This window comes from Rhizobium sp. SVR5-9E, from assembly GCF_056755095.1.
Genome location: NZ_JBNDHS010000099.1, coordinates 1 through 19986, shown reverse-complemented (window position 1 = coordinate 19986; position 19986 = coordinate 1). Strand labels below are relative to the sequence as shown.

Genomic DNA, 19986 nt, shown 5'->3' with positions numbered 1-19986 from the left:
GGGCATAGAGTGCGCTGATCCCTTGGGCCCCGATTGCACATTCCAGGGCCCCGCGTTCGAGGCTGTCCTCAGCATAGGGATCCGCGCCGAACGGCATGTAAGAAATTTCGCCGGCGGCCCCGTTTGCCCCCCGCATCAGCTTGCCATCCTGCAGCACGCCAAGGCCAATACCGGTCCCCAGTGATATGAAGGCCACGCTGTCCACAGCAATCGCACACCCTTGCCACGACTCGCCGATCACAGCTGCATTAACATCGTTTTCCAGGACGACAGGGCAACCAAGCCTTTCGCTGAGTGTGCTGCCGATATCGATCCCGCCGATATCGAGGTTCGGCGCCATGGAAAGCGCACCGGTCGCCGGATCCACGACACCTGGCGTTGCTATCGCCGTCACAAGGACACGCTCCCGGGCTATGCCCATGTCCGCAAGCATCTTCGAAAGCATCGCCTCTGCCTGATCGATCAGGTGATATCCGCCGCGGTGGTCGGACGGAAAGTCGACTTCGGCAACGATGCTTCCGACAATATTGCCGACCACGATGCGTGATGTCGACGCACCCATATCGATACCGACCGCATAGCCGGCATCGCCGTTGACCTCGTAGGTGATCGCTGTGCGACCAATGCGGCCGCTGGTAACGCCTTTTTCCCGAACCCAGCCGCCTTCCTCAAGCGTCCGGATGACTTCGGACATTGTCTGCTTGGACAGGCCGGTCAACTTGGAAAGCTCGGCACGCGAGGTGGGCCCGGCGTGAAGCAGGACATCCATGACGGCGCGAACGGATATCTGCCGCAATACAGGAGGCGCATTTTCGGTTAAGGCCATATTCGAACTGTCCCGCAGAATCTGTCTTTTCGTTGCACTGGTGTTTTTGCTTTTTCATGAAAGCCCGCCAATTTCAAACTGGTTGTTGACAGCTTGCGGAGGCGGCAATAATAAATTCGTCAACCTGCCGAACAAATATCGCAAGAGACTGCATTTGTCAAATATTTCAACCATTGCGTCAGACTTGCGACGATCAAATCGCAGCTACCGGGCAGACCCGATGAGTGCCGCTCGAGGGATCGTGGCTGGCGTCGACCTCGGCGGCACAAAGGTCCTTGCGGGTCTAGCCGACCTTCAGGGCCGGGTTCTGGCAACGGTGGAGGAACCCACGGAACACGGCGCCGACGCGCCCGTCCTCAAGCAGATTCCGCGCATGGTCCTGTCACTGCTTGAGCGACATCATGACCGCGGTCCGCTGCATAAGGCCGTTGTCGGCATACCGAGCGCCGTCTCGCCGTCGACGGGGCTGGCTTCCCTCTCTCCGCATCTGGCTGTTCCCGCCGATCAGCCGCTTGCGGCGCTTCTCGCTCGGAGCCTGCCCTGCCCCGTTGTCGTCGAAAACGACGTGAACCTCGCAGCATTTGCGGAGGCTACCCTTGGCAAGGGCCGCAACCTCGGTTCCCTGGCATTCATTGCGTTCGGGACTGGCGTCGGGATGGGGCTCGTTATCGGCGGCCGTCTCTTCCGCGGCCATCATGGCCGGGCGGGAGAACTCGGCTTGCTGCCCCTTGGAGCCGACCCACATCAGACCGCTCCGAGGGCTCGTGCCGGTTTGTTTGAGGACCAGGTCGACTCGCCTGCGGTACGCAGCCTCTACGGCGATGGCAGCTGGCCGGTTAGCGAGATCTTCGCCCATGCCGCCAAAGGGGATGCGGAAGCCTCTGGCGTGATCGAAACGCTCGCAAGATCCGCCTCGGTCGGCATAGCCTCCGTTCAGACGATTTTCGACCCGGCTCTCATCGTGCTCGGGGGCGGCATCGGCTCGCGGAAGGAATTCGTCGAGGCCGTGACACGCCACATGTCAGCATTGCTGCCTTTTTCGGCTCGGATCGAGGCTACCGGCATCGGTCGTGAAGCCGGTATGGTTGGAGCCCTGATGCTCGGGCTCAGTGAGCTTTCAACTTTCGAAGCTATCGGAGAGCAGGAGATCGCCCAATGACCGCTCCACAGCCGAAACCACAGGTTCTGACACCACTCGAAGATGGGCAGCTTCGTTCCGCGGAGCCGGTCCTCATGCCCTTCATGGCGCCACGCCTGCAGGGCGATTGCCGGCCGGAAGGCAAGATCGAGCTCTCGCTTTGGGGCTCAGGCAAGCTGGCAAACCTGACCTTCACCGGCTGGAGTGCTCCGTTCACCTATGCGCCGAACCGGGTGGAGGCGCACAGCGGTGGTCTCTATGTCGGGCAATCGTCTCCTGCGCTGTTTTTGAAGGGCGCGAGATTGCGTACCCTTATCCCCGCTCGCCGCTGCGCCTGGTGGGGTAGCACAACCAAGCCCGAACCGGTCGAACGGCAGGGCAGTCGCCGGATTGCCCGCACAGCATGGGGAGTGGTGATCGCCGAACAACGACCTGACGGGATATTCGTGACCGCCGGCGCGACGATCGAGGGAGCGCAGATGGCGCTCGACCTTGACCAGGCGGAGCTGATCGCGGAGGCAAATGCCTATGTGGCTCGCTGCGATGCGATGCCGGAGGCGGCTCCGCTGATGCGCAGCATGATCTCGCAGAGCCTTCATGCCGCCCTCTCCAGTATCCGGCAGGATGAGCATGGCGCCTTCGCCGGCCTTGCTGCCGGCCAGGCCTACAGCGCGCCGGCGCGGACCTACTACCGCGACGGCTATTGGACGCTGCAGGCGCTGCTTGATCGGGAGCCGGGCGCCGTACGCTCGCAGATCGATCTCCTCGCACGCGGCATCCAGCCGAACGGAGAGGCGCCGAGCGGCGTCATCCTCACAGGTCCGGCTCAGGCCGAGGAATGGGAAAAGGTGCGCAGTTCGCACCCCCGGATCAAGCAGGAGCACCTGCGCCCCGGCGACTGGTGGAGCGATCACTTCGACAGCCCGCTCTTCTTCATCCTGACGATCGGCGACTACATCCGGGCAACCGGCGACAGTTCTCCGCTCTCCCTTTACTGGGACAAGGTCGTGATGATCTTCGAGCGCTATCGCGGGTTCGACGAGGCCGGAAACGGATTGCCGGTAAAGCCGCGCCACGACCGCGACTGGGCCGACAACGTCTACCGCCATGGCTATGTTGCCTATGATCTCGGCCTGTGGATCGGCGCGCTCGATATCATAGCGAAGTTTGGTGCGGCACTCGACCAAACCGTTGCATCAAAGGCGGCGGCAGTAGCGCACAAAGCGCGCGCATCGCTCGACGAGGCGCTGCTGCAACCGGGCGGTACCTACGCCGACTACGGAACAAAGACCGATTTCGTCGAGGACCACGTGACGCTGGACAGCCTGACCCTGCTTCGCTTCAAGGCGGTGCCGGCGGAAAGGGCAAAGGCCGTCCTTGCCAGAATGGAGAAGGTTCTGGAAAGCCGCAACAACGCCGAGCAGCCCTATGGCGACTGGGGCGTGCTCTGCGCCTTCCCGCCATTCAAGCGGCCCAAGGACACGCGCGAAAAATCCTACTTTGCCTACCGCTACCATAATGGCTCCGATTGGCCGTATCTTTCCGGTCTTTATGCGGAGCAGCGCCTTGCCTACGGGCTCGATGGCGCGGACTATTCGCTCCTGCGCTGGTGGAAGACCTGCCTCGAAGAAGGTTGGATGGGGGCGGTCGAATATTTCTCGCCACCTTGGGGACGTGGTTCCCTGCTCCAGGGATGGAGCAGCATGCCGGCAGCGGCAGCCCTTGCCTTCAAGGATAAGCTGGCGGCGGCGATCCGCTGAGTTTTCCCCGATTGGCCGCAAAGAAGCGGCCCTTTCCTGCCACCTGCAGAACTACTGTCAACGAAAAGGCCGTCGGAAGGCGGCTTTTCGGTCCATGTGGGGCACCCTGCCCTATTCCTTGGTCGCGCCCGCCATCAGGCCGCTCATGAGCATGCGCTGCAGCGCGGTGAACATCACCAGCACAGGCAGCACCGAAAGCACCGACATGGACAGCAGCCGCGGCCAGTTGATGCCGAAACGCCCAACGGTATTCGCCAGGGCAACCTGGACAGTCCATTTGTCCTGATCGTTGATGATCAGGAACGGCCAGAGATAATCGTTCCAGCGCCAAACGAGATTAAAGGCAAGCAGGGTGCCGATCGCCGGAATCGCGAGCGGTACGATGATCCGCCACAGGATGCGCCACTCCGGCGTTCCGTCGAGACGTGCCGCTTCTAGCAGGCTGTCAGGAATGTTGGTGATGTACTGCCGCATCAGGAAGACACCGGTCGGTGTCGCAGCCGGCGCGATGATGATCCCCGCGAGCGTGTCGAGAAGATTGAGATCCCGCAATACCAGAAAGACGGGGATCATGATGATCTGCAGCGGCACCATCAGCGACGACATGATGAGCAGGAAGAAAAGCGTGTCACCCTTGAACCTGAATTTCGCCAGCGCATAGCCCGCCATCACGCTGATCGTCACGGAAAGAAGCGCCGAGAGCACGGACACCACGGCTGAATTGCGGAAGAAAATAAGGAACTTCGCGCGCGAGACAGTATCGATGAAGTTCTGCAGGGTGGGCTGCGCGGGGAGAATCGTTGGCGGCCACTGGAAGATCTCCTGCTGCGACTTCAACGACGAGAGGAAGAGCCATACCGGCGGCATGAGGAAGACGAACAGTGTCAGTGCGACAAGGGCCAGTCGCCAGGGGGAGTAAATTCGCGTCATCTTTCACCCCGCGATACACGAAGCTGGAAGATCGTCAGCAACAGCAGAATGACGAAAAGGACCATCGACTGCGCGGCGGCTACGCCGGCCTGCATCGGCTTCTGGAACGCGGTATCGTAGATCGTCTGGATCAGGTAGACCGTCGCCTTGCCTGGACCCCCTCCGGTCAGCGATACGACGAGTTCGTAGACCTTGAACGCTTCTATCGACGACAGCACGAGAACAACGGCCATCGTCGGTCTCAGCAGCGGCAGCGTGATGTGGGTGAACTGCCGCCATTTGCTGGTGCCATCAATCGATGCGGCCTCGTAATAATCGGTGGAGATTGCGGTGAGCCCGGCAATGAAGATCATCATGTTGAAACCGGCTTGCGCCCATACCCATGCGATGACCATGGCGATCTGTGCCATCGTGTCCTGCTCCAGCCAGGGTACCGGCGCAATTCCTGCAAGCGAAAGCAGGTAGTTGACCAGGCCGTTGTTAAGACCGAAGAGCCAGCGCCAGGAAACACCGATGATCAGCAGGCTGATCATCGAGGGGAAGAAGACGATCGTGCGAACCACGGCAAACAGCTTCGTCTGGGGCGACAGAAGAAGGGCCAGCGCCAGCGAGACGACGATGTTCAGCGGAACGGCGATGACGACGAACACAACGGTCTTGAGCAGGGAAGTCTGGAAGTCGGCATTGCCCAGGAGCCCTATGAAATTTTCCAGCCCCACATATTGCGGCAGGGTACTCGGCACCTGCGGAACGACAACAACGCCCCGCTTGAAGAAGGCCATGAGCAAGCCTTGGACCAACGGATAAAGCGTAAAGGTGACGAGTAGCGCCATCGTGGGGAGCATCAGCAGATAGGGCCAGCCAAGGCTTGTAAGGCTGCTTCGGCGGCCTTTCGGCACCGGGTGAGGACCCAGTGCCGAACGCCCCTCTTCCACCATGAGCGCCGTCACTTGCCAGCCTCAAGCGAGGCGTCAGCCGCCTTCTTGATCTGGGAGATGGCTTCTGCCGAGGATATCTGGCCAGCCACCGCCTGAGTAACTGCGGTCTTGACCGTACCCCAAACAGCTTGCATCTGCGGCCAAGCCTGGTCGGTCGCCGCATAGACGGGACTGACATTCAACTCGTTCTGCATGGCCTTGATCGCTTCGGTCGCCGCCGGATTGTCGTACTTGACGGCTGGCGCTTTCAGATTGGCCGGGATCGTACCGAAGGTCTTGGCATATTGGGCCTGGATCTCCGGCGAGGTAATCCACTTGATGAAGTCGACGGCTTCCGGAAGGTGCTGACTCGTGTTGAAGGCCACAATATAGTCGCCGCCGTAGATAGAAGACGCAACGGTGCCGCGCGGCGTGGGGCCGGCCTGCCATGCGAACTGCGCATTGTCCGCCAGTCCGCCGATCTGCCAGCTGCCCGACATATAGGCGACAGCCTGACCTGCGGTGAAGATTTCCTTGGGGTTGTCCGAACTCGCACCGGACCATAGCCCGGGCGGCATCGCAGCCTTGGTAATGTCTACGAACTTGTCGAGCGTGCTCGTCCAGGCCGCCTCGTCCATGACCACCTTCACCGGCTCCTTCTCGGTGTAGATGTGGTTGCCGTACTGATATTCGTGGACGATCCAGCGGCTCGCCGACACATCCCAGACCAGCGGATAGCGGGTACCCGACTTCTCGGCGACTTCCTTGATCTTCGGGATGAATTCTTCCCAGGTCCAGCCGGTCGTCTGATCCGGGATGGTAACCCCGGCCTTCTTGAAGGCGTCGGCGTTCAGAAAGATGCCTGTTGAGGTCACACGAAGGGGAGCAGCAATGACCTTGTCGCCAAGCTTGGCGCCGTCGCCCCAACCCTTGACGAAGTCGTTAATCCAGTCAGGTCCGATCTCCGTGCCGAGATCGACGAGGAAAGGACGAATGACTGGCTCCATCGAAGACGTCAGAGACAGGTCCGGCATGATCCCGGACGCCGCATATTGCTGGAATTTCTGAACCATTCCGTCATAGGGCGTGATCTCAAGGTCAAAGGTCGTGTCGGGGTGCAGTTTGGTGTACTGGTCGAGAAGGGCGCGAGTGTTCGTCTCTTCCTGATCATTGTCGACGTACCAGACGATCTTGAGCTCAGATGCCGCAGCAATCGAGATCGTCATCGCCATGGCGGTCGCAGCCATCATAATTGTCTTGAGCGGTTTCATAGGGTTCCCCTTTTTGCTCCTCATTTTCGAACCATGCTGACGTCGGCCCTATGCTCCTCAAGCCGACCAATTGTTCGTAACCATGACGAATTAAATACGAGTTTTCGAGGGTGTCAATATAAACCCGACAGAGCAAATCCAATTAGTTCGTCCTGTTGACGAATAAAGGTGAGCGGCGTAACTCTCGGGAAAGCGAAGGGGGGACACAAATGGACATTTCCGTCGAAGCAAATGGCGCTGATCTGCAGCAATTGATCGACAAGCTGGTTGGCGGAGGTGGTGGAACTCTTCTGCTGCGGGCGGGACGACACGTATCCGGGCCCATCCGGCTTGGGAGCGGCATAACCCTATCAATCGCAGAGGGCGCCACACTCGAGTTCGTTCCCGACTACGGGCTCTACGCCGCAAATTCGGTCAGTGTGATCGCCGAGGGATCAGACCGGGCCTATATCGTCGCACAAGACGCGCACGACGTCGCGGTCGTCGGCAAAGGAAAGATCGCTGCCGCGGGATGCGCCTTCAGCACCGGTTTTGATGAGATGGTGGGCACCTATACGCCAAGCGAGAGGCGCCCGAGAGTCCTTGTGCTCGAGGATTGCCGCAATGTCAGGTTGGAAGGCTTTGCCATCGAGGATTCTCCCATGTGGACGATCCACCTGGTCCGCTGCCATGACGTGATCATCAAGGACACGAAGGTGCTCAACAATCGCCAGCTCCCGAATACGGACGGGATTGTTATCGATAGTTGCACCGACGTCGCGGTCAGCCATGTCGCCATCAGCACAGCTGACGATGGTATTTGCTTGAAGACGAGCCGGAGCGAAAAGGGCATCGGACGCTGCGAGAGGATAGAAGTCTCGAATTGCACCATCGAGAGCAATAGTTGCGCATTGAAGGTCGGCACGGAGAGTTTTGGCGACATCCGCGATGTTCGCTTCATGCGTTCCAAGGTCCGGGATTCGAACCGGGGCCTCGGCATCTTCTCGCGCGACGGCGGGATCATTGAGAACGTTGTCTTCTCAGACATAGAGTTGGACTGCCACGAGACGCCGGACGGATTCTGGGGTTCGGGTGAACCGTTGACGATCACTCAACTCGACCGGCGTCCGGAGCTGCCTGCCGGTGTCGTCAGGAATGTCAGCGTTGAGAACATTTCCGGCCGTTGCCACGGTCCTTTAAATCTCTTCGCAGAGCGAAGTGGTGGGATCACGGGAATAGTCCTCTGCAATGTGCAACTAACTATGCATGAAGGAGCTCTGGGAACAGCCAAGCAATATGATCTTCGCCCCACGAAAGCCGATCTGTCTCCACCCATGGCGATGGAGGGTCGTGGCAATGCGTGGCTGCGTGGAGCGGACGGGAAGATCATCGGTCTTGTCGACTATCCCGGAGGTATGCCGGGGCTCTTTGCTCACGGCGTTGCAGACCTTGCGCTCGAGCGCGTCGAAATCGAGCGTCCGATGCCGCTGCCAGCGGGCTGGGACGACAGAGTGATCTGGATCGAGTGACTGCGTACGTTTTCGCTACGGCGGTATTTGCGGGCATGACCAAGCACTCTTCGACCGATGTCGCACCTGACCGATGCAAGCGGCTGAGTTGATACCAAGCGTTGAGCATCGTTCACACAAGGACTGAACAATCGAGCCGAAAACTCGCATCTGGCCGTACGACGACGAGAACGAGGCTTCAGGCAGCTCAGGTGGGCACGGCAATGCCAGCGCTTCGTTTCAAGGCATGGCTGGATCGTCAACTTGTTCCATCTTCACCGCAAACATCTGACGGTTTCTCGGGATTGGAACGACGCCAGGCGCGGTCCCCCTGACGGATCCCGATTTCATGCGTGACGAGGACGGAGATGTCCACGCAGTTACGACATGGACCAAGGATCAGCTCAAGGAAACGGCCGAGCATCGTGCTTGAGTTGCGTCCAGCCCGGCCTAAGAATGCTCGATCTGTGTTCGTCGGAGTAGCCCTCGTAAGATTCCGCCGAGTCTTGAGCACACCGTCAGATACTTCAGTCCTCCGCGACTAATAAGCTCCCGCTGCTTTCATAGCCCGCAGCTATCGAAACTATGGTTAGACGGCATTTTCAATAAATCTTCTTCCGAGGCAGTGTCTCGTCGTTACTGGCAACCCCCTGCCATAGCGACGATCTCTCTAACGGAGAAATACCATGAAAGATCATTTGCATATTAGCGCCATTCCTGCCTCCGTACTCTTTCTCGCCGGCCTTTGCATCCTCCCAAGCGTCGTGTCGGCCGAAGTTATCAATCGCGGGTCGGAGGGATCTCCCCTCTCCGAAATTCGCCCTGCTCCCAAGTCGATCTATCCCGATCAATACGCGATCACAGCACAGCCATCGCCATCGGAAGTCGACTCCGCGTTTCTCGGCCCCGTTCTGCTGATGAAGTCGGCCGTGGTCGATCTTGAAACGGGTACAGCAACGCTGCCCCTTCGCAAGGGCAAGCTCGCATCCGGTGAAACAGTCTGGTCAATTCTTACCGACGTCACAGATGAAAATCTTGCGAAGTTGCACGGAGTTCCGTTTTCCCCAAAGCTTGCCTACGGCATGACCGGCAAAGCGACGCGGAGGGGGCATGTTGAAAAGGACGGATCGATCGTCTTTCAAGCTGGCAAGGTCAATTTCTCTCCGGAACACGTCGTGATGCCCGGAGATGCGCCAGATTTCTTCCCACCGAAATCTGCAAAGCCTGGCTCTGTGGGCGATGCCGACTATTCACCTCTCGTTGCCCTTGATAACGCACCGGGCGTCGTCTTCAACATGCCGATGGTCGCCTTCGACGTCTCGGCCGACGAGCTCGACAAAATGTGTGATGGCAATGTCAATTACGGCAAGGTGGAAGACAAGGTCGTCAAAATTTGCCCACGCGACGGAACGGTGACTCTCAAGCTGACGCTTGGCTATACGTTCGGCAAGCCGATCTTCTATCTTTCAACCGAAGCTAACGATGAGGGCCTGGCAGCCTTGGAGGGGGCAACTTATACGCCCGCGCTGAAGGATCTTCCATTTGCCTTGGAGGATGCGTCTCAAGGCGAGGCTGCCGAGCGTCTTTATGCGTTCGTCAACGGGCCGACCGGAATTGACAATCCCTTCCGCCAGGGCCTCGACAGCGCCCTCTCCGACAAGGGAAGTCATGGTCCTCTGAACGTTCTCGGCGGAATCCCGACTATCAATCTCGACTACAGTCCGATGTGGCGGGTCTTCCCCGTAAAGTGGACGGCCGATGCCATCGAAAAGGGTTATCGCACCAAGATGACGGATGCGATTGCAATCGAAGATGCCGGTGAAAGAGGGATCATTGAAAGCATCGCCGGAGGCAAACCGAAGCCAGTTGGCTTTGTTGTCAACTGCCCGGTCGTCTATCGGGTGAACTGAGGTCATCGACATGCCGCCAAGGCAATCGCCTTGGCGGCTTAAGCCCAAAGGAAGCCCAACAATGCTAAAACTCCTTCTCCCCATCGCGCTTGCCGTAACTCTGTCGAGCACGTTGCCTCATGCTACCGAGGCAAAACAGCTGGTCGAGGTGATGGCCGGCAGCGCGCGCGATCGGCACGTTTTGTTTTCGTTCGAAAACGCAGATAATCCAGGAAAATCCGCGCTTCGGATCAGCACCCGCCGGGTTGGAAACCCGGGTGCAAAACTGTCTATATCTATTGATAAAAGTACCAGCCCGTTGCTTTCCCGCCTTCTGACCACTCAAGAATGCAAATTCGCTGACGATGGCGCACAGTGCACTATCATCATCGCGGGTCACACGAAGACGTATCAACGTTTTCTTGCGGCGTTCACGCGTGGACGTTTGGCGCATGTTGTGATTACAAACGCCGCAGTCATGCAGATGCAGACGGATGTGCCTCTTACCGGTTTTGCCAAGAAGCTAAAAAGCTAGCGACTTAGCCACCGTGAGGAATGGGCCCGATGCCGTGCGGATATTGGATTTTCGGCTGTTTCGGTTCGAAAGGCACCACATCAGATCGGCTCGGGGCCATTCGCTTCCTGGCGCGGCGGCGCTGAACGTTGTTTGACCGTTTCAAGCAAGCTAACGTCAAAGTGCACCGGTAATTGCCCTGGCACCATTTCGATCTTGTCAGCCAGGGCGGTTCTCACTTGCGACGTGTCGTTTCATCTGCCGGAAGTCTGCACGCTTTCAGTCAGCTGGCGAGCGGACGGAGCGCCTGGATGAGGCCATCCGCCGCGAGCAGAAACCCGTCGTACACGACGCGGCCATCGGGCGCGATCACGACGAACCAGGGAACTCCGCCGGAGCGATATGTTTTTATGATTGCGGGCACGGCCTCTATGGAGGCCGAGTCAGCGACAGCGTGCCCGAAGGGAACACGTAGTCCATATCGCAGTTGATTTTCCCGCAGACGATCGAGGGTGTTGACTTCCGAACCCTCGAACACAGTCTGGATGGCAGCCAAGCCAACTCCCTTGTCGCAAAGTTCCTCAGCAAGTGTCACGAATGTGGGGAAGCCATGTCTATGACAGACCGCACACCAATGCTGAAAGAAGTACAATATCCTGAAACCCTGCCCCAGCTCGATCAAGGTCAAAGGGCTACGCTCGTCGCCATTTTCATCGATCCACCGAACACACTCTAGCGGTGGCGCAGGCAGGCCCATAATCCCCGTCTCCATGAATCCTCCATTCGTGGTTCGCGACGTTGTGCCGGGTGCCGTCGGATTGCTAGCCAGCGGCACCGCTTCTTGCCTAGGAGCATGGAGACCTGATCCGAAGCTGTCCAATTCGCCGCAAGGATAGGTTCAATTACCGTCGGGATGTACGCCGGTGCCGCGCATTTGTGTTTCCATATGTGTGATCTCAGCTCCTCCCTAGCTCGGCCGTAGATTTGCTTCGGCCCCGCGGTCTCCTGCGACGCACCATACGCTGCTGCGCCCCCCACAGGATTAACGACCGCGCATAACGCTCGATGAGCGCAAGAAATGGTTAGGAAATCACCTCTCGCCATAGTCGATAGTCGATCGTTATTACCCCTCGTTGCGGGCGTAATGCCATCGCGGCCCGCATTTCTTGCCTACCTTTACGAATTGCAGAGACGACCGTTGGGGCAATATTCCCCGCTGCTATAGAAACGATACGAACCGGCTATTGGAAAATTTCGTCCCCGGCTGCGATCAATGGGTACCACTGTCGCAGACCTCATCGAGCAAGGCCGAGGGTGACCTGGGACGGATATCAGTCACTGGGGGAAAAAGGCATGCGTACTACCCTATTGATGGCCGGAGCGGTTTTCGGCGCGGTTGCTGTAACAGCCGCATTCGCACAATCCGCGTCCAATGACGGCGGTGCCTCGACGATCAAGCGCCAGCTCCCCGAATACATCGAATCCGGCGATCTGATCCTGCCGAAGAATTTCAATGAGTGGGTGTTCGTCGGTTCACCGCTCACGCCCAACGCGCTCAACGACGGGAAGGCTAATTCTCCTGAGTTTCACAACGTCTACATCGAACCAGGCGCATACGCGATCTACAAGAAGACAGGTGAGTTTCCGGAGGGAACGATGTTCTTCAAGGAACTGCAACTGACGCTCCCGGCGGAAAACCCGGACGGATCGCGCACTGAGCCTTCTGGGCGAGGCTTCTTCCCCGGAAAGCTGAACGGCGCCGACGTGACGGTCAAGGATAGCAAGCGCTATGCTGAAACCGGAGGCTGGGGTTACTACAACTTCAACCACCATGAGCCGAAGGCAGCGACAGCCAAACTGCAGCCCAAATCCGAGTGCGCCTTCTGCCACATGGCGAGCGCCAAGAAAGACGACGTCTGGACCCAATTCTATCCGCTGCTGGACGACTGAAATGGTCAACGAACACTACCGGTTCGCTGAAATGAGGAGCAACGGCATGAGAATCGTCAATACATTGCGCGTCGCCTTGACTGGATTGGCCGTGATCGGCGCGGTCTCCGCTTACGCGCAAATGGACAAGCGCTCACAGTACGAGGGTTCGGCCGCGACCGTTGTCGACGATAAAGGAAATCTGCGCGTGCCTTTCGACTATCGAACCGCCTATCGGTAACGGACTGTCAGTCCTGTCACCTGCCCGCGCAACAATCAGACTGGATCTATAGCTGCGGCTATCCAATCCTGAACCGATATTTGTGGGCTTTCTCGGTCGCGCAAGGATTATGGAGGCTTAAAGGTTGATCAGGCCGGCGGACGAAGGGTCTGGAGCGTGAGAACGCTCGGCCGAAGAAGTCGCCAGGGGATCTCGCGCTTCCTCGACCCGCTGCCGCTCCAGTCGCCCTCCATGCGCCAGGCGCGATCAGCTTCGGATGAAGGCAAGCAGATCGGCGTTGGGATTGATCGCAGCGCGCGACGAAATTTTCTAATAGTGAGTGCATATAGTTTCCATAGCGGCGGGGAATAACCCCGCGACGGTCTTCAGTGCCATTCATGAAAAAGGCAAGTCGCGCAGGCCGCGACGGTATCACGCCGCGCAGCGAGCGACCTTGCCGGTTGGAAAGCCCGTTTGACACTTCATGCCAGGGGCTATGGGCAATGGATGAATTTACGCAGTCGTAAAGCCACCGTCGATGGCATGCACCGTGCCGGTCGCATAGCGGGAGTCATCCGAGAGCAAGAAAGCCACGAGACCAGCTACATCGTCAGACGTTCCATGGCGGCCGAGGGGAACAGTCTTCGCGAACGTCTTGTCGTCGCCCGTGAAGGCCTGCTCGGCAAGCTTAAAAGTCATAGTGCCAGCAGTAGGCCCAGGGGCGGCAGCGTTGAGCCGGATACCACGTCCGCCGACCTCGAGAGCAGCGGTCTCATCATGCCGATGATGGCGTGCTTGTAGCCGACATAGGCAACGATGCCCGCACCGCTACGACGCTGAGTGAACTGGACATATTTACGACCGAACCGCCGTTCCGGATGATCGGAAGAACATATTTCATCCCAAGGAAGACGCCTCGGACGTTGATCGCCATCAACCGGTCAAAGTCCTCTTCGGGAAACTCGATGATCGGACGGACACCGGTCTTGATGCCAGCATTGTTGACGAAGCCGTCAATCTCGCCCCACAGCACACGCGCACGAGCAGCGTAGGCCTGGACCTGCACGGAGTCGTGCCGGCTGCGACAGCATCAAGCCGCGCGGTGAGCGGCGATAACGATCGTCTATCGACTCCATGGCGAGAGGTGATTTCCTTGGCCGGAGTTGCAAGCTTATTCTCCAAAGCATCGACGTACCGAAACTTTCAGCCTGATCGCGCCTGCTTCTCTCGATGAATCCGGCAAGCCGGCCGAGTTCTCGATGCTGGAACAGCAGATGCGCGCGACCTACGCCAATGCAGGCAGGCTTTTGGCGCGCTTCGGGGCAACGCTGGACAACGTCGTTGAGGAGACGCTCTATGTCCTCGATGTCGACGCCGCATTCGCCGCCGCGGGGAAAGTGCGCAAGGAGGCCTACGGCACGGAACGACCGCAGTGCGCCAGCAACTTGATCGGGGTGACGAGATTGGCCTTTCCTGAACAGCTCATCGAAATCACCTTCAAGGCTGTGCTGTTGGGAGCGGAAGCGAAACCGCGGTGATAAACCCCCGATGTCTGGAGCTAACGAAATCATGACGAAATGGTCGCGATCGACCGCCGCAACATGAACATGTGGGAGGATGACGCGGCGGGCAGCGCGATCGTGGCGACCTGACGGCGGAAGCTGATCTTTTCGGGGCTGTTGACGGAAGCGTGCGTGACTTTTCCGGTGCTCGCCGCTGACGCGGCGGGGTATGAGGTACACATCGTCGGCGACGCTTGCGGCGGGCTCGACCCGGTCAGTCACGATCTGGCACTGCGACGAATGGAAGCGGCGGGGGCGAAGCCGACGTCCTGGATCCAGGTCCTTCTGGAACTCCGGCGCAACTGGACCCGGCATAAGACCCATGACGAGCGCGAGCGATCATAGAGGCTCACGGCGGCGGATCGGCCTGGCCTATGCACGGGATATGATCAAGCCCGCGTAACAAACGCGCCGATTATCCATCTGAGTTGTTCCCGCGCCACGTGCCCGGGCTGGTCCCCGAAACCGCAAATCAGCGCGGTATCGGCAATGCGAGCGATCTTCCGGGTGAGCGCGACAAGAAAAGTGCCACTGCTCTTCGCGAGGCTCGCCGTGTGTTTTACTCGGCGTCACGCGTCCGGCAAAGAACTCACGTTGATTTTCGAGAGCATCATCATTCGCTGCGGATCAAAGAGCTCTTTGACAGAAGTCAGAATTGAACAATCGCCGGGCGTCACAGCCCGATGCCTGAGACGGATGTCGGCAGTCCTTGCTCTACCGAAACAAGCTGGCGCAACATACTGCAAGCCCGAGAAGCGTGAACCGGGGAGCAATTTATGAGCCCCGCATCCGCTGCACGATCTCAGTCAGTTGGGCACGATCGGACACGAGAACAAAGTCGATCGCCAGGCCGTGCCTCGGTCGGCCCGGCGATGGTCACCAGTGTTCCTCCGGCTCGAACAAGGCCCGCGGACCGCTTCTGGATGTCGCCGCTGACGACGTCGAACACCAGATCGGCGCCACCGACGTCTTCGACGTGCGTCGTTGTCTGGCCGGTCACAGTGGAAGTGTTGCGCATTGTCCCACGGCCATCATAACCAGCGGCTATCGATTTCATGGCGGGACGTCATTTCCCACTCGCCGCGCAGAATCCCATGCTGATGGGCGTGAGCGGCAACCTTTCGCCGCCACGCGACACTCGAACAAGGGTTCACAATCAAGGAGGCTACAAATGCCAGTCCAGAAGCCGATTCTAACGCCGCCCCACGGCGGAGAGATGGTGACCTCGAGCGGCGGCTCGATCATCGAGATGAAAGTGGAGAGCAGCGAGTCCGGAGGCGAATATGGCGCTGTCCTGTGGACGGTGCGAGCTGGGGAGGAGCCTCCGATGCACACCCACTCCCGCGAGGACGAGCTAGTCTACGTGGTTGAGGGGCAGCTAATCGCGCGGGTCGGCGATGCCCGCGTCGAGGTGGGGCCGGGCGCCTACGCGGCGCTTCCCCGTGGTGTGCCGCATACGATCGAGGTGGTCGGCGACCAGGCGACCCTGCTGGTCACCTTTGTGCCGGGTGGGCTGGAGCGCTTCTTGGTGCCCCGGAAAGGCGAGCAGCCCGATCCGGCCGCTTTCGGCCTGACGCTCCCCTAGGGCCGAGGACCGCGGCGCGCGGCGTTCCTGACCGCGCGCCCGCACGGGTCTGGCCGCCGGACGCTCACGACCGCGCCAGATGATTGATTCCACGCGCCGGCCGGTTACGCCTAACAGCCTCAGCTTCGAACCAACGAGCGCGTCGCTGCGGTAATGTTGAGGTGCGCCAATAGCTGAAAGACGCTTGGCACGTTGCGGTGGGAGTGAGGCGCCTCCATCGGCGAGGACTCACCCGACCAGAACTATCGGCGACCGCGAAGAGGTGTTCGCGTGCCTACTACCATCCTAACGCGCGGCTATCGACTCCAACGTTGTTTCCTATTCACTGCGCGGAATCCGATGCTTGAACGGTACCGTGCTCGTCCGGCCCACGACAACGATCTTCCGCCGCGAAGGCAGCGCGCCTGGCCTGGGCACATCGACATCGAGATCGACCACGTCGCTGCATTGTAGAAGCGAGATACCGCCATGTTTTCAGTGATTTTCGAGATCCTCCCCAATAAAGAGAACTCGGATGACTACTTCGACAACGCCAGATGCTTCGCCCCGAGCGAGAGAAGGTCGAGGTCTTCGTAGACAACATCTGCTACAAGAGCCTGACCCGCGATGGCTGGATCCTTTCGCTTTCGAATTGGCGGGACGAGAAGTCGCTCGTCCGCTGGCGGGCGCATGTCGTGGATTGCCCTGCCGTCATGGCCACTGGTGGCTGTTAGGCACTCGAGGAACCGGAAGGTCATGGTCGAGATTTCCGCGAACGCTGCGGTCAAGGCAGAGATCACTCGTGGTACGGCGACGTCCTGCCAGGAATCGAGTTCCGCGTTCGCCGCGTCTGAGCCCCATTCGCCAAGATGAGTCCATCGATTTCCTGCATGTGACTGGCGTCGATTTGATACTCAGCGGTTGGGCCGACTTTCAAAAGCAGATAGGGGCCAGCGAGCCCCGAGTTTTCTGCCATTCCTTTTCATCGTCGATGATAGTCTTTGCCAAGGAGCAGCCTGCAAGCTTCATTATCGGTTGCGGCGATGGCGAGCGATCCCGGGCATCCCTCTATACTCTGGTCGAACGGACCAATTGGAGTGCCGCCTGCGTCGAAGCCTTCAACACGATAGATTAGCAGACGCGAGAATTTCCCGGACAGGGTTTCACCCGCAGCAAGCGGCCGATATCATTCGGGCCAGCCAGGTGGTAGCCGTTCTGCTTGCTCTGGTTGATCACGGTCCAGGTTTCGCGATCGGCCTTCACCTTTTCGTAGAGATCCGAATTGACCTCCTTCGAGACGGTCACTTCTGGCCTGACACCGTCTCGTAGCGGATGAACCCCGGCCCGGCTCGTTGTTCAAAGCTGTCGTTGCTCTCGCCTTGGTTTGTGCGCTCGGCCTCGCCGTCTGAGTTAAAGCAGTTGTAAAATAATAGCCGGAACTCAATGTCATGGCCCGACCTCCAAGGTCCCGACAGCTTTTTATGATCACTTTACCGGTGCGATAAGATTTAGGCATTCACACCATAACCTTCCGGCATTTCACGCGGCCACATAAGATGCCTATAGCTCACTTAATCATTATGAGCCTAAGGAGAGCTTTTATGTCTGACCTGACAATCTCTGAGATTCTCGACGATCCAATGATTCACGTGATGCTCAATGCCGACGGGATATCTCGGAATGCTTTCGCCCAGTTTCTGGAAAGCGCTGCTCGTGTTCTTGCACGACGCAAAGAAACTCGGCGCGACCGCGTGCCGAACAGACGCGGTCGCCCGGCTCACATCTGAGTTGCGATGCTAGACCCCGTTTGCGTCGTCAAATCTGGAGTTACCCCTGTCTGCCCCGGTCGGCCGGGAGTAGCATGTGCTTTGGACGTCATATGATGGCATGTCCTATTCCCGGCATCTAAGCCGACGCCACGCCGAAATACGAGCCCCCTCCCCTGCAATGGCAAATGGATCTCCCGTTGCCGAAGTGCCGTCGGAAGGATCATCCCCAGGCAGACCAACTGTCTGTCATTTTCGCGCGCTCATCTCACTCTCTCGCCTATTGACACCATTCTAATAACGGTCGGCTATCGACTCGATGGCAAAAGGTGATTTTCCTTTAGACCCTCATAGACCCCAATGTTCGAGCCATAGTCGCCTGTCCTCGTGTATGGGCCCAGGTCTTCGTTCCGTCGAACGATCGGAGGTCAGGAGGTACGGAATGCAGATCACAGTTACACTCGACGTCTCCTTCGCCGGCGCGGTCGAGAGTCTTCCGCTGGAGGAAGTCGTCGTGCTGGCGGACAGCGCTGACGTCTCGCTTGGAGTACAGCGCGCATTGAGCGCGAGGGTGCAGAGCATCGGCGATGATGGCAACGGCTCATCGCGTCCGCGTGGAGATTCCAGACAACGGCCCGCGGGAAAATGACACCCTAAGGACCCCACAGCCCCAACGGGTCGCGTTTCTAAAAGGAGAAAATGATGAAGAAGAGTTTTGCGATGATGGTTGCCGGCGCCGCCCTGGCTCTTGCCGGTGCGACGATGGCGGGTGCGGCCGATCTGGTTCGGACCTATCCGGCACCCGAGCCGGACGTGCGCGACGGCGTCAAGATCGGCTATCTCACCTGCGATATCGGCGGCGGCACCGGTTATGTTCTGGGTTCGGCCAAGGAAGTCGATTGCGCCTTTCATTCGGCGATGGGCAGCGAGCCGATCGATCACTATACCGGCCAGCTTCGCAAGCTCGGCGTCGATCTCGGTTTCACGACGCGCAGCCGGCTGATCTGGGCCGTCTTCGCGCCGACGGCCGGCTATCACCGCGGCTCGCTGAGCGGCCTCTATAACGGTGCCACCGCCGAAGCGACGCTTGGCGCCGGCGTCGGCGCCAACATCCTCATCGGCGGTACGACGGGATCGATCCATCTCCAGGCCCTCAGCGTCACCGGCCAGCTCGGCCTCAATATCGCTGCCGGCGGCGCCTCCATGACGCTCGCGTCAAACTGATACGCCATTGGCCGAGACCCTCCCGCCGCTGCGGGAGGGTGCCTCCAGAAAAGTATCTCCACCACAGATCCAATCCGAAGCCTCCTGATGAAATCTCTTGCTTAAATGTCACCAAGATACAGGAACGCGGCATTAGCGCCTTGCGACCTCGGCGGTTGCAGGGCGGTACTTTGCCGTGCTGCCCGCCGACAGGCTTGAAACGACGTTGACCCTTCGCCGAAATGAGCTGCGGTTCCAACGATCGATTGGGAGATAAGGCCCTCGGGTCGGAATAGGTTTCAACCGTGAGACGCACGGACATGTGAGGCTCGACGGCCGCAAACCGATCGAGCTTCTCAAGGCGGGTGATATTCCCCTCGTCATCGAGGCGGCCCGGCGCTATGGCGAGCAGGGTGCGTGACCGCTCCGCTTCCGCCGGCAGATCTCCACACACGCGTACCCGAGTTGCTTATCATTCCGCCCGGCACCGATCTGCATCGGTTCTATACGGCCGCCTACGCGCCAATCTATTTCGATCGGTCGGACCTCGGCCGGTTCAACGCCCCTGACGGGTCGAAGGCACCGGCCGCGCACCCGGTCAACGCAGACGGCATGGCCTATCATAGTCGTCACGACGACACGCAGATTTGTTTCGCCTTGTCCGAGCGTGCGGCATCCGGGGTGCTGGGCGGGGGAGCGCCGGACGGATCTCGATGAAAACTGGTTCTGGCAGGTTGCCGAACGTTACCGCGTCGGGCCGGCTCCGTAGTCAGATCGCATCTTCCGCCGGTAGGCAGGGCAAGCCGCTGCGCGGCCGCGTGCTATGCCTGAGGCACCGAGCCGCTCCGCCGGCTCGGTGCCATCCGGGTGAGGCCGCTCTTGCGGGAACCATCCGCGGAAAGAATGGGGATGACGCCGGGGGAATGGCGCCGAATGGCGCACGCTGGCGGCTAGACGCGCGCCTGAGATTGCGATGCCTCAATTTGATCCTTTCGCGCATCATATTGAGA

The 19986-nt window shown here is 59.3% G+C and carries 21 protein-coding genes and 5 pseudogenes; 17 read left to right on the top strand and 9 right to left on the bottom strand.

The genetic code is table 11. The features are described from left to right. Window positions 1-826: ROK family protein (locus tag ACPYOJ_RS28885; protein WP_481419308.1), on the bottom strand; the 826-nt coding region annotated here is incomplete at its 3' end. Between the two features lie 220 nt (window positions 827-1046). Between ACPYOJ_RS28885 and ACPYOJ_RS28880 the strand changes: the two genes are divergently transcribed. Then, window positions 1047-1985: an ROK family protein gene (locus tag ACPYOJ_RS28880; RefSeq protein WP_481419307.1), complete on the top strand. Its 939-nt coding sequence runs from the start codon at window positions 1047-1049 to the stop codon at window positions 1983-1985. After that, the gene (locus ACPYOJ_RS28875) at window positions 1982-3724 is read left to right on the top strand and encodes a GH116 family glycosyl hydrolase (protein ID WP_481419306.1); all 1743 of its coding nucleotides are present in this window, start codon (window positions 1982-1984) and stop codon (window positions 3722-3724) included. The genes ACPYOJ_RS28880 and ACPYOJ_RS28875 overlap by 4 nt, the downstream gene beginning before the upstream one ends. A 111-nt stretch (window positions 3725-3835) precedes the next feature. Here the strand turns inward: ACPYOJ_RS28875 and ACPYOJ_RS28870 are convergent, their stop codons facing one another. The 3 genes from ACPYOJ_RS28870 to ACPYOJ_RS28860 are packed head-to-tail and all read right to left on the bottom strand — an operon-like array spanning window position 3836 to window position 6842. After that, window positions 3836-4654: a carbohydrate ABC transporter permease gene (locus ACPYOJ_RS28870; protein WP_168833546.1), complete on the bottom strand. Its 819-nt coding sequence runs from the start codon at window positions 4652-4654 to the stop codon at window positions 3836-3838. Further along, entirely contained in the window at window positions 4651-5604 is a 954-nt protein-coding gene (locus ACPYOJ_RS28865) for a carbohydrate ABC transporter permease (protein WP_481419305.1), read from the bottom strand. The genes ACPYOJ_RS28870 and ACPYOJ_RS28865 overlap by 4 nt, the downstream gene beginning before the upstream one ends. Continuing rightward, window positions 5601-6842 carry an ABC transporter substrate-binding protein gene (locus ACPYOJ_RS28860; RefSeq protein ID WP_481419304.1) on the bottom strand — a complete coding sequence of 414 codons (1242 nt, stop codon included), beginning with the start codon at window positions 6840-6842 and terminating at the stop codon, window positions 5601-5603. The genes ACPYOJ_RS28865 and ACPYOJ_RS28860 overlap by 4 nt, the downstream gene beginning before the upstream one ends. Before the next feature lie 209 nt (window positions 6843-7051). Between ACPYOJ_RS28860 and pglB the strand changes: the two genes are divergently transcribed. The 5 genes and pseudogenes from pglB to ACPYOJ_RS28835 all read left to right on the top strand — a co-directional run bounded on the left by pglB (window position 7052) and on the right by ACPYOJ_RS28835 (window position 10753). Then, on the top strand, window positions 7052-8350 hold the full coding sequence (pglB, locus tag ACPYOJ_RS28855; protein ID WP_481419303.1) for a polygalacturonase PglB: 1299 nt from the start codon (window positions 7052-7054) through the stop codon (window positions 8348-8350). A gap of 85 nt (window positions 8351-8435) precedes the next feature. Beyond that, window positions 8436-8686 (top strand): annotated as a pseudogene (locus ACPYOJ_RS28850) (hypothetical protein); the annotation flags it as partial. After that, window positions 8625-8762 (top strand): annotated as a pseudogene (locus ACPYOJ_RS28845) (PRC-barrel domain containing protein); the annotation flags it as partial. The pseudogenes ACPYOJ_RS28850 and ACPYOJ_RS28845, both read left to right, overlap by 62 nt. Window positions 8763-9015: 253 nt before the next feature. After that, window positions 9016-10239 carry a DUF7482 domain-containing protein gene (locus tag ACPYOJ_RS28840; protein ID WP_481419302.1) on the top strand — a complete coding sequence of 408 codons (1224 nt, stop codon included), beginning with the start codon at window positions 9016-9018 and terminating at the stop codon, window positions 10237-10239. A 61-nt stretch (window positions 10240-10300) separates the two neighbouring features. Continuing rightward, on the top strand, window positions 10301-10753 hold the full coding sequence (locus ACPYOJ_RS28835; RefSeq protein WP_481419301.1) for a hypothetical protein: 453 nt from the start codon (window positions 10301-10303) through the stop codon (window positions 10751-10753). Between the two features lie 262 nt (window positions 10754-11015). Here the strand turns inward: ACPYOJ_RS28835 and ACPYOJ_RS28830 are convergent, their stop codons facing one another. Continuing rightward, window positions 11016-11504 carry a peroxiredoxin family protein gene (locus tag ACPYOJ_RS28830; protein WP_481419300.1) on the bottom strand — a complete coding sequence of 163 codons (489 nt, stop codon included), beginning with the start codon at window positions 11502-11504 and terminating at the stop codon, window positions 11016-11018. Window positions 11505-12085: 581 nt separating this feature from the next. Here ACPYOJ_RS28830 and ACPYOJ_RS28825 point away from each other — a divergent pair. Then, the gene (locus ACPYOJ_RS28825) at window positions 12086-12682 is read left to right on the top strand and encodes a cytochrome P460 family protein (protein WP_481419299.1); all 597 of its coding nucleotides are present in this window, start codon (window positions 12086-12088) and stop codon (window positions 12680-12682) included. 46 nt (window positions 12683-12728) lie between these two features. After that, window positions 12729-12902, top strand: coding sequence for a hypothetical protein (locus tag ACPYOJ_RS28820; RefSeq protein WP_481419298.1), 174 nt, complete (start codon window positions 12729-12731; stop codon window positions 12900-12902). Between the two features lie 492 nt (window positions 12903-13394). Here ACPYOJ_RS28820 and ACPYOJ_RS28815 read toward each other — a convergent pair. Both ACPYOJ_RS28815 and ACPYOJ_RS28810 read right to left on the bottom strand, forming a co-directional pair. After that, window positions 13395-13640, bottom strand: a pseudogene (locus ACPYOJ_RS28815) (SDR family oxidoreductase); the annotation flags it as partial. A 16-nt stretch (window positions 13641-13656) separates the two neighbouring features. Next, on the bottom strand, window positions 13657-13947 hold the full coding sequence (locus ACPYOJ_RS28810; RefSeq protein WP_481419297.1) for an SDR family oxidoreductase: 291 nt from the start codon (window positions 13945-13947) through the stop codon (window positions 13657-13659). A 142-nt stretch (window positions 13948-14089) separates the two neighbouring features. Here ACPYOJ_RS28810 and ACPYOJ_RS28805 point away from each other — a divergent pair. Next, a pseudogene (locus tag ACPYOJ_RS28805) lies at window positions 14090-14419 on the top strand (Rid family hydrolase); the annotation flags it as partial. Window positions 14420-14575: 156 nt separating this feature from the next. Then, a complete protein-coding gene (locus ACPYOJ_RS28800; protein WP_481419296.1) occupies window positions 14576-14788 on the top strand; it encodes an isochorismatase family protein in 213 nt (70 codons plus the stop codon). Window positions 14789-15226: 438 nt separating this feature from the next. On the opposite strand, the pseudogene ACPYOJ_RS28795 reads toward ACPYOJ_RS28800, so the two are convergent. Continuing rightward, window positions 15227-15419, bottom strand: a pseudogene (locus ACPYOJ_RS28795) (NADP-dependent oxidoreductase); the annotation flags it as partial. Between the two features lie 195 nt (window positions 15420-15614). Between ACPYOJ_RS28795 and ACPYOJ_RS28790 the strand changes: the two are divergent. Continuing rightward, window positions 15615-16028 (top strand): cupin domain-containing protein, encoded by a 414-nt coding sequence (locus ACPYOJ_RS28790; protein ID WP_481419295.1) that lies wholly within the window; start codon window positions 15615-15617, stop codon window positions 16026-16028. Window positions 16029-16564: 536 nt separating this feature from the next. After that, window positions 16565-16741, top strand: a complete 177-nt coding sequence (locus tag ACPYOJ_RS28785) for a hypothetical protein (protein WP_481419294.1) — start codon at window positions 16565-16567, stop codon at window positions 16739-16741. 397 nt (window positions 16742-17138) lie between these two features. On the opposite strand, the gene ACPYOJ_RS28780 is transcribed toward ACPYOJ_RS28785, so the two are convergent. Further along, window positions 17139-17312 (bottom strand): hypothetical protein, encoded by a 174-nt coding sequence (locus ACPYOJ_RS28780; RefSeq protein WP_481419293.1) that lies wholly within the window; start codon window positions 17310-17312, stop codon window positions 17139-17141. Between the two features lie 296 nt (window positions 17313-17608). Between ACPYOJ_RS28780 and ACPYOJ_RS28775 the strand changes: the two genes are divergently transcribed. From ACPYOJ_RS28775 to ACPYOJ_RS28760, 4 genes are all read left to right on the top strand, one after another. Further along, complete coding sequence (locus tag ACPYOJ_RS28775; RefSeq protein WP_481419292.1) at window positions 17609-17794, top strand: hypothetical protein; 186 nt, start codon at window positions 17609-17611, stop codon at window positions 17792-17794. 421 nt (window positions 17795-18215) lie between these two features. Continuing rightward, window positions 18216-18422 (top strand): hypothetical protein, encoded by a 207-nt coding sequence (locus ACPYOJ_RS28770; protein ID WP_481419291.1) that lies wholly within the window; start codon window positions 18216-18218, stop codon window positions 18420-18422. A 53-nt stretch (window positions 18423-18475) separates the two neighbouring features. Then, window positions 18476-18997, top strand: coding sequence for a DUF992 domain-containing protein (locus tag ACPYOJ_RS28765; protein WP_481419290.1), 522 nt, complete (start codon window positions 18476-18478; stop codon window positions 18995-18997). A 396-nt stretch (window positions 18998-19393) separates the two neighbouring features. After that, window positions 19394-19693, top strand: a complete 300-nt coding sequence (locus tag ACPYOJ_RS28760; protein ID WP_481419289.1) for a hypothetical protein — start codon at window positions 19394-19396, stop codon at window positions 19691-19693. Window positions 19694-19986 lie beyond the last annotated feature (293 nt).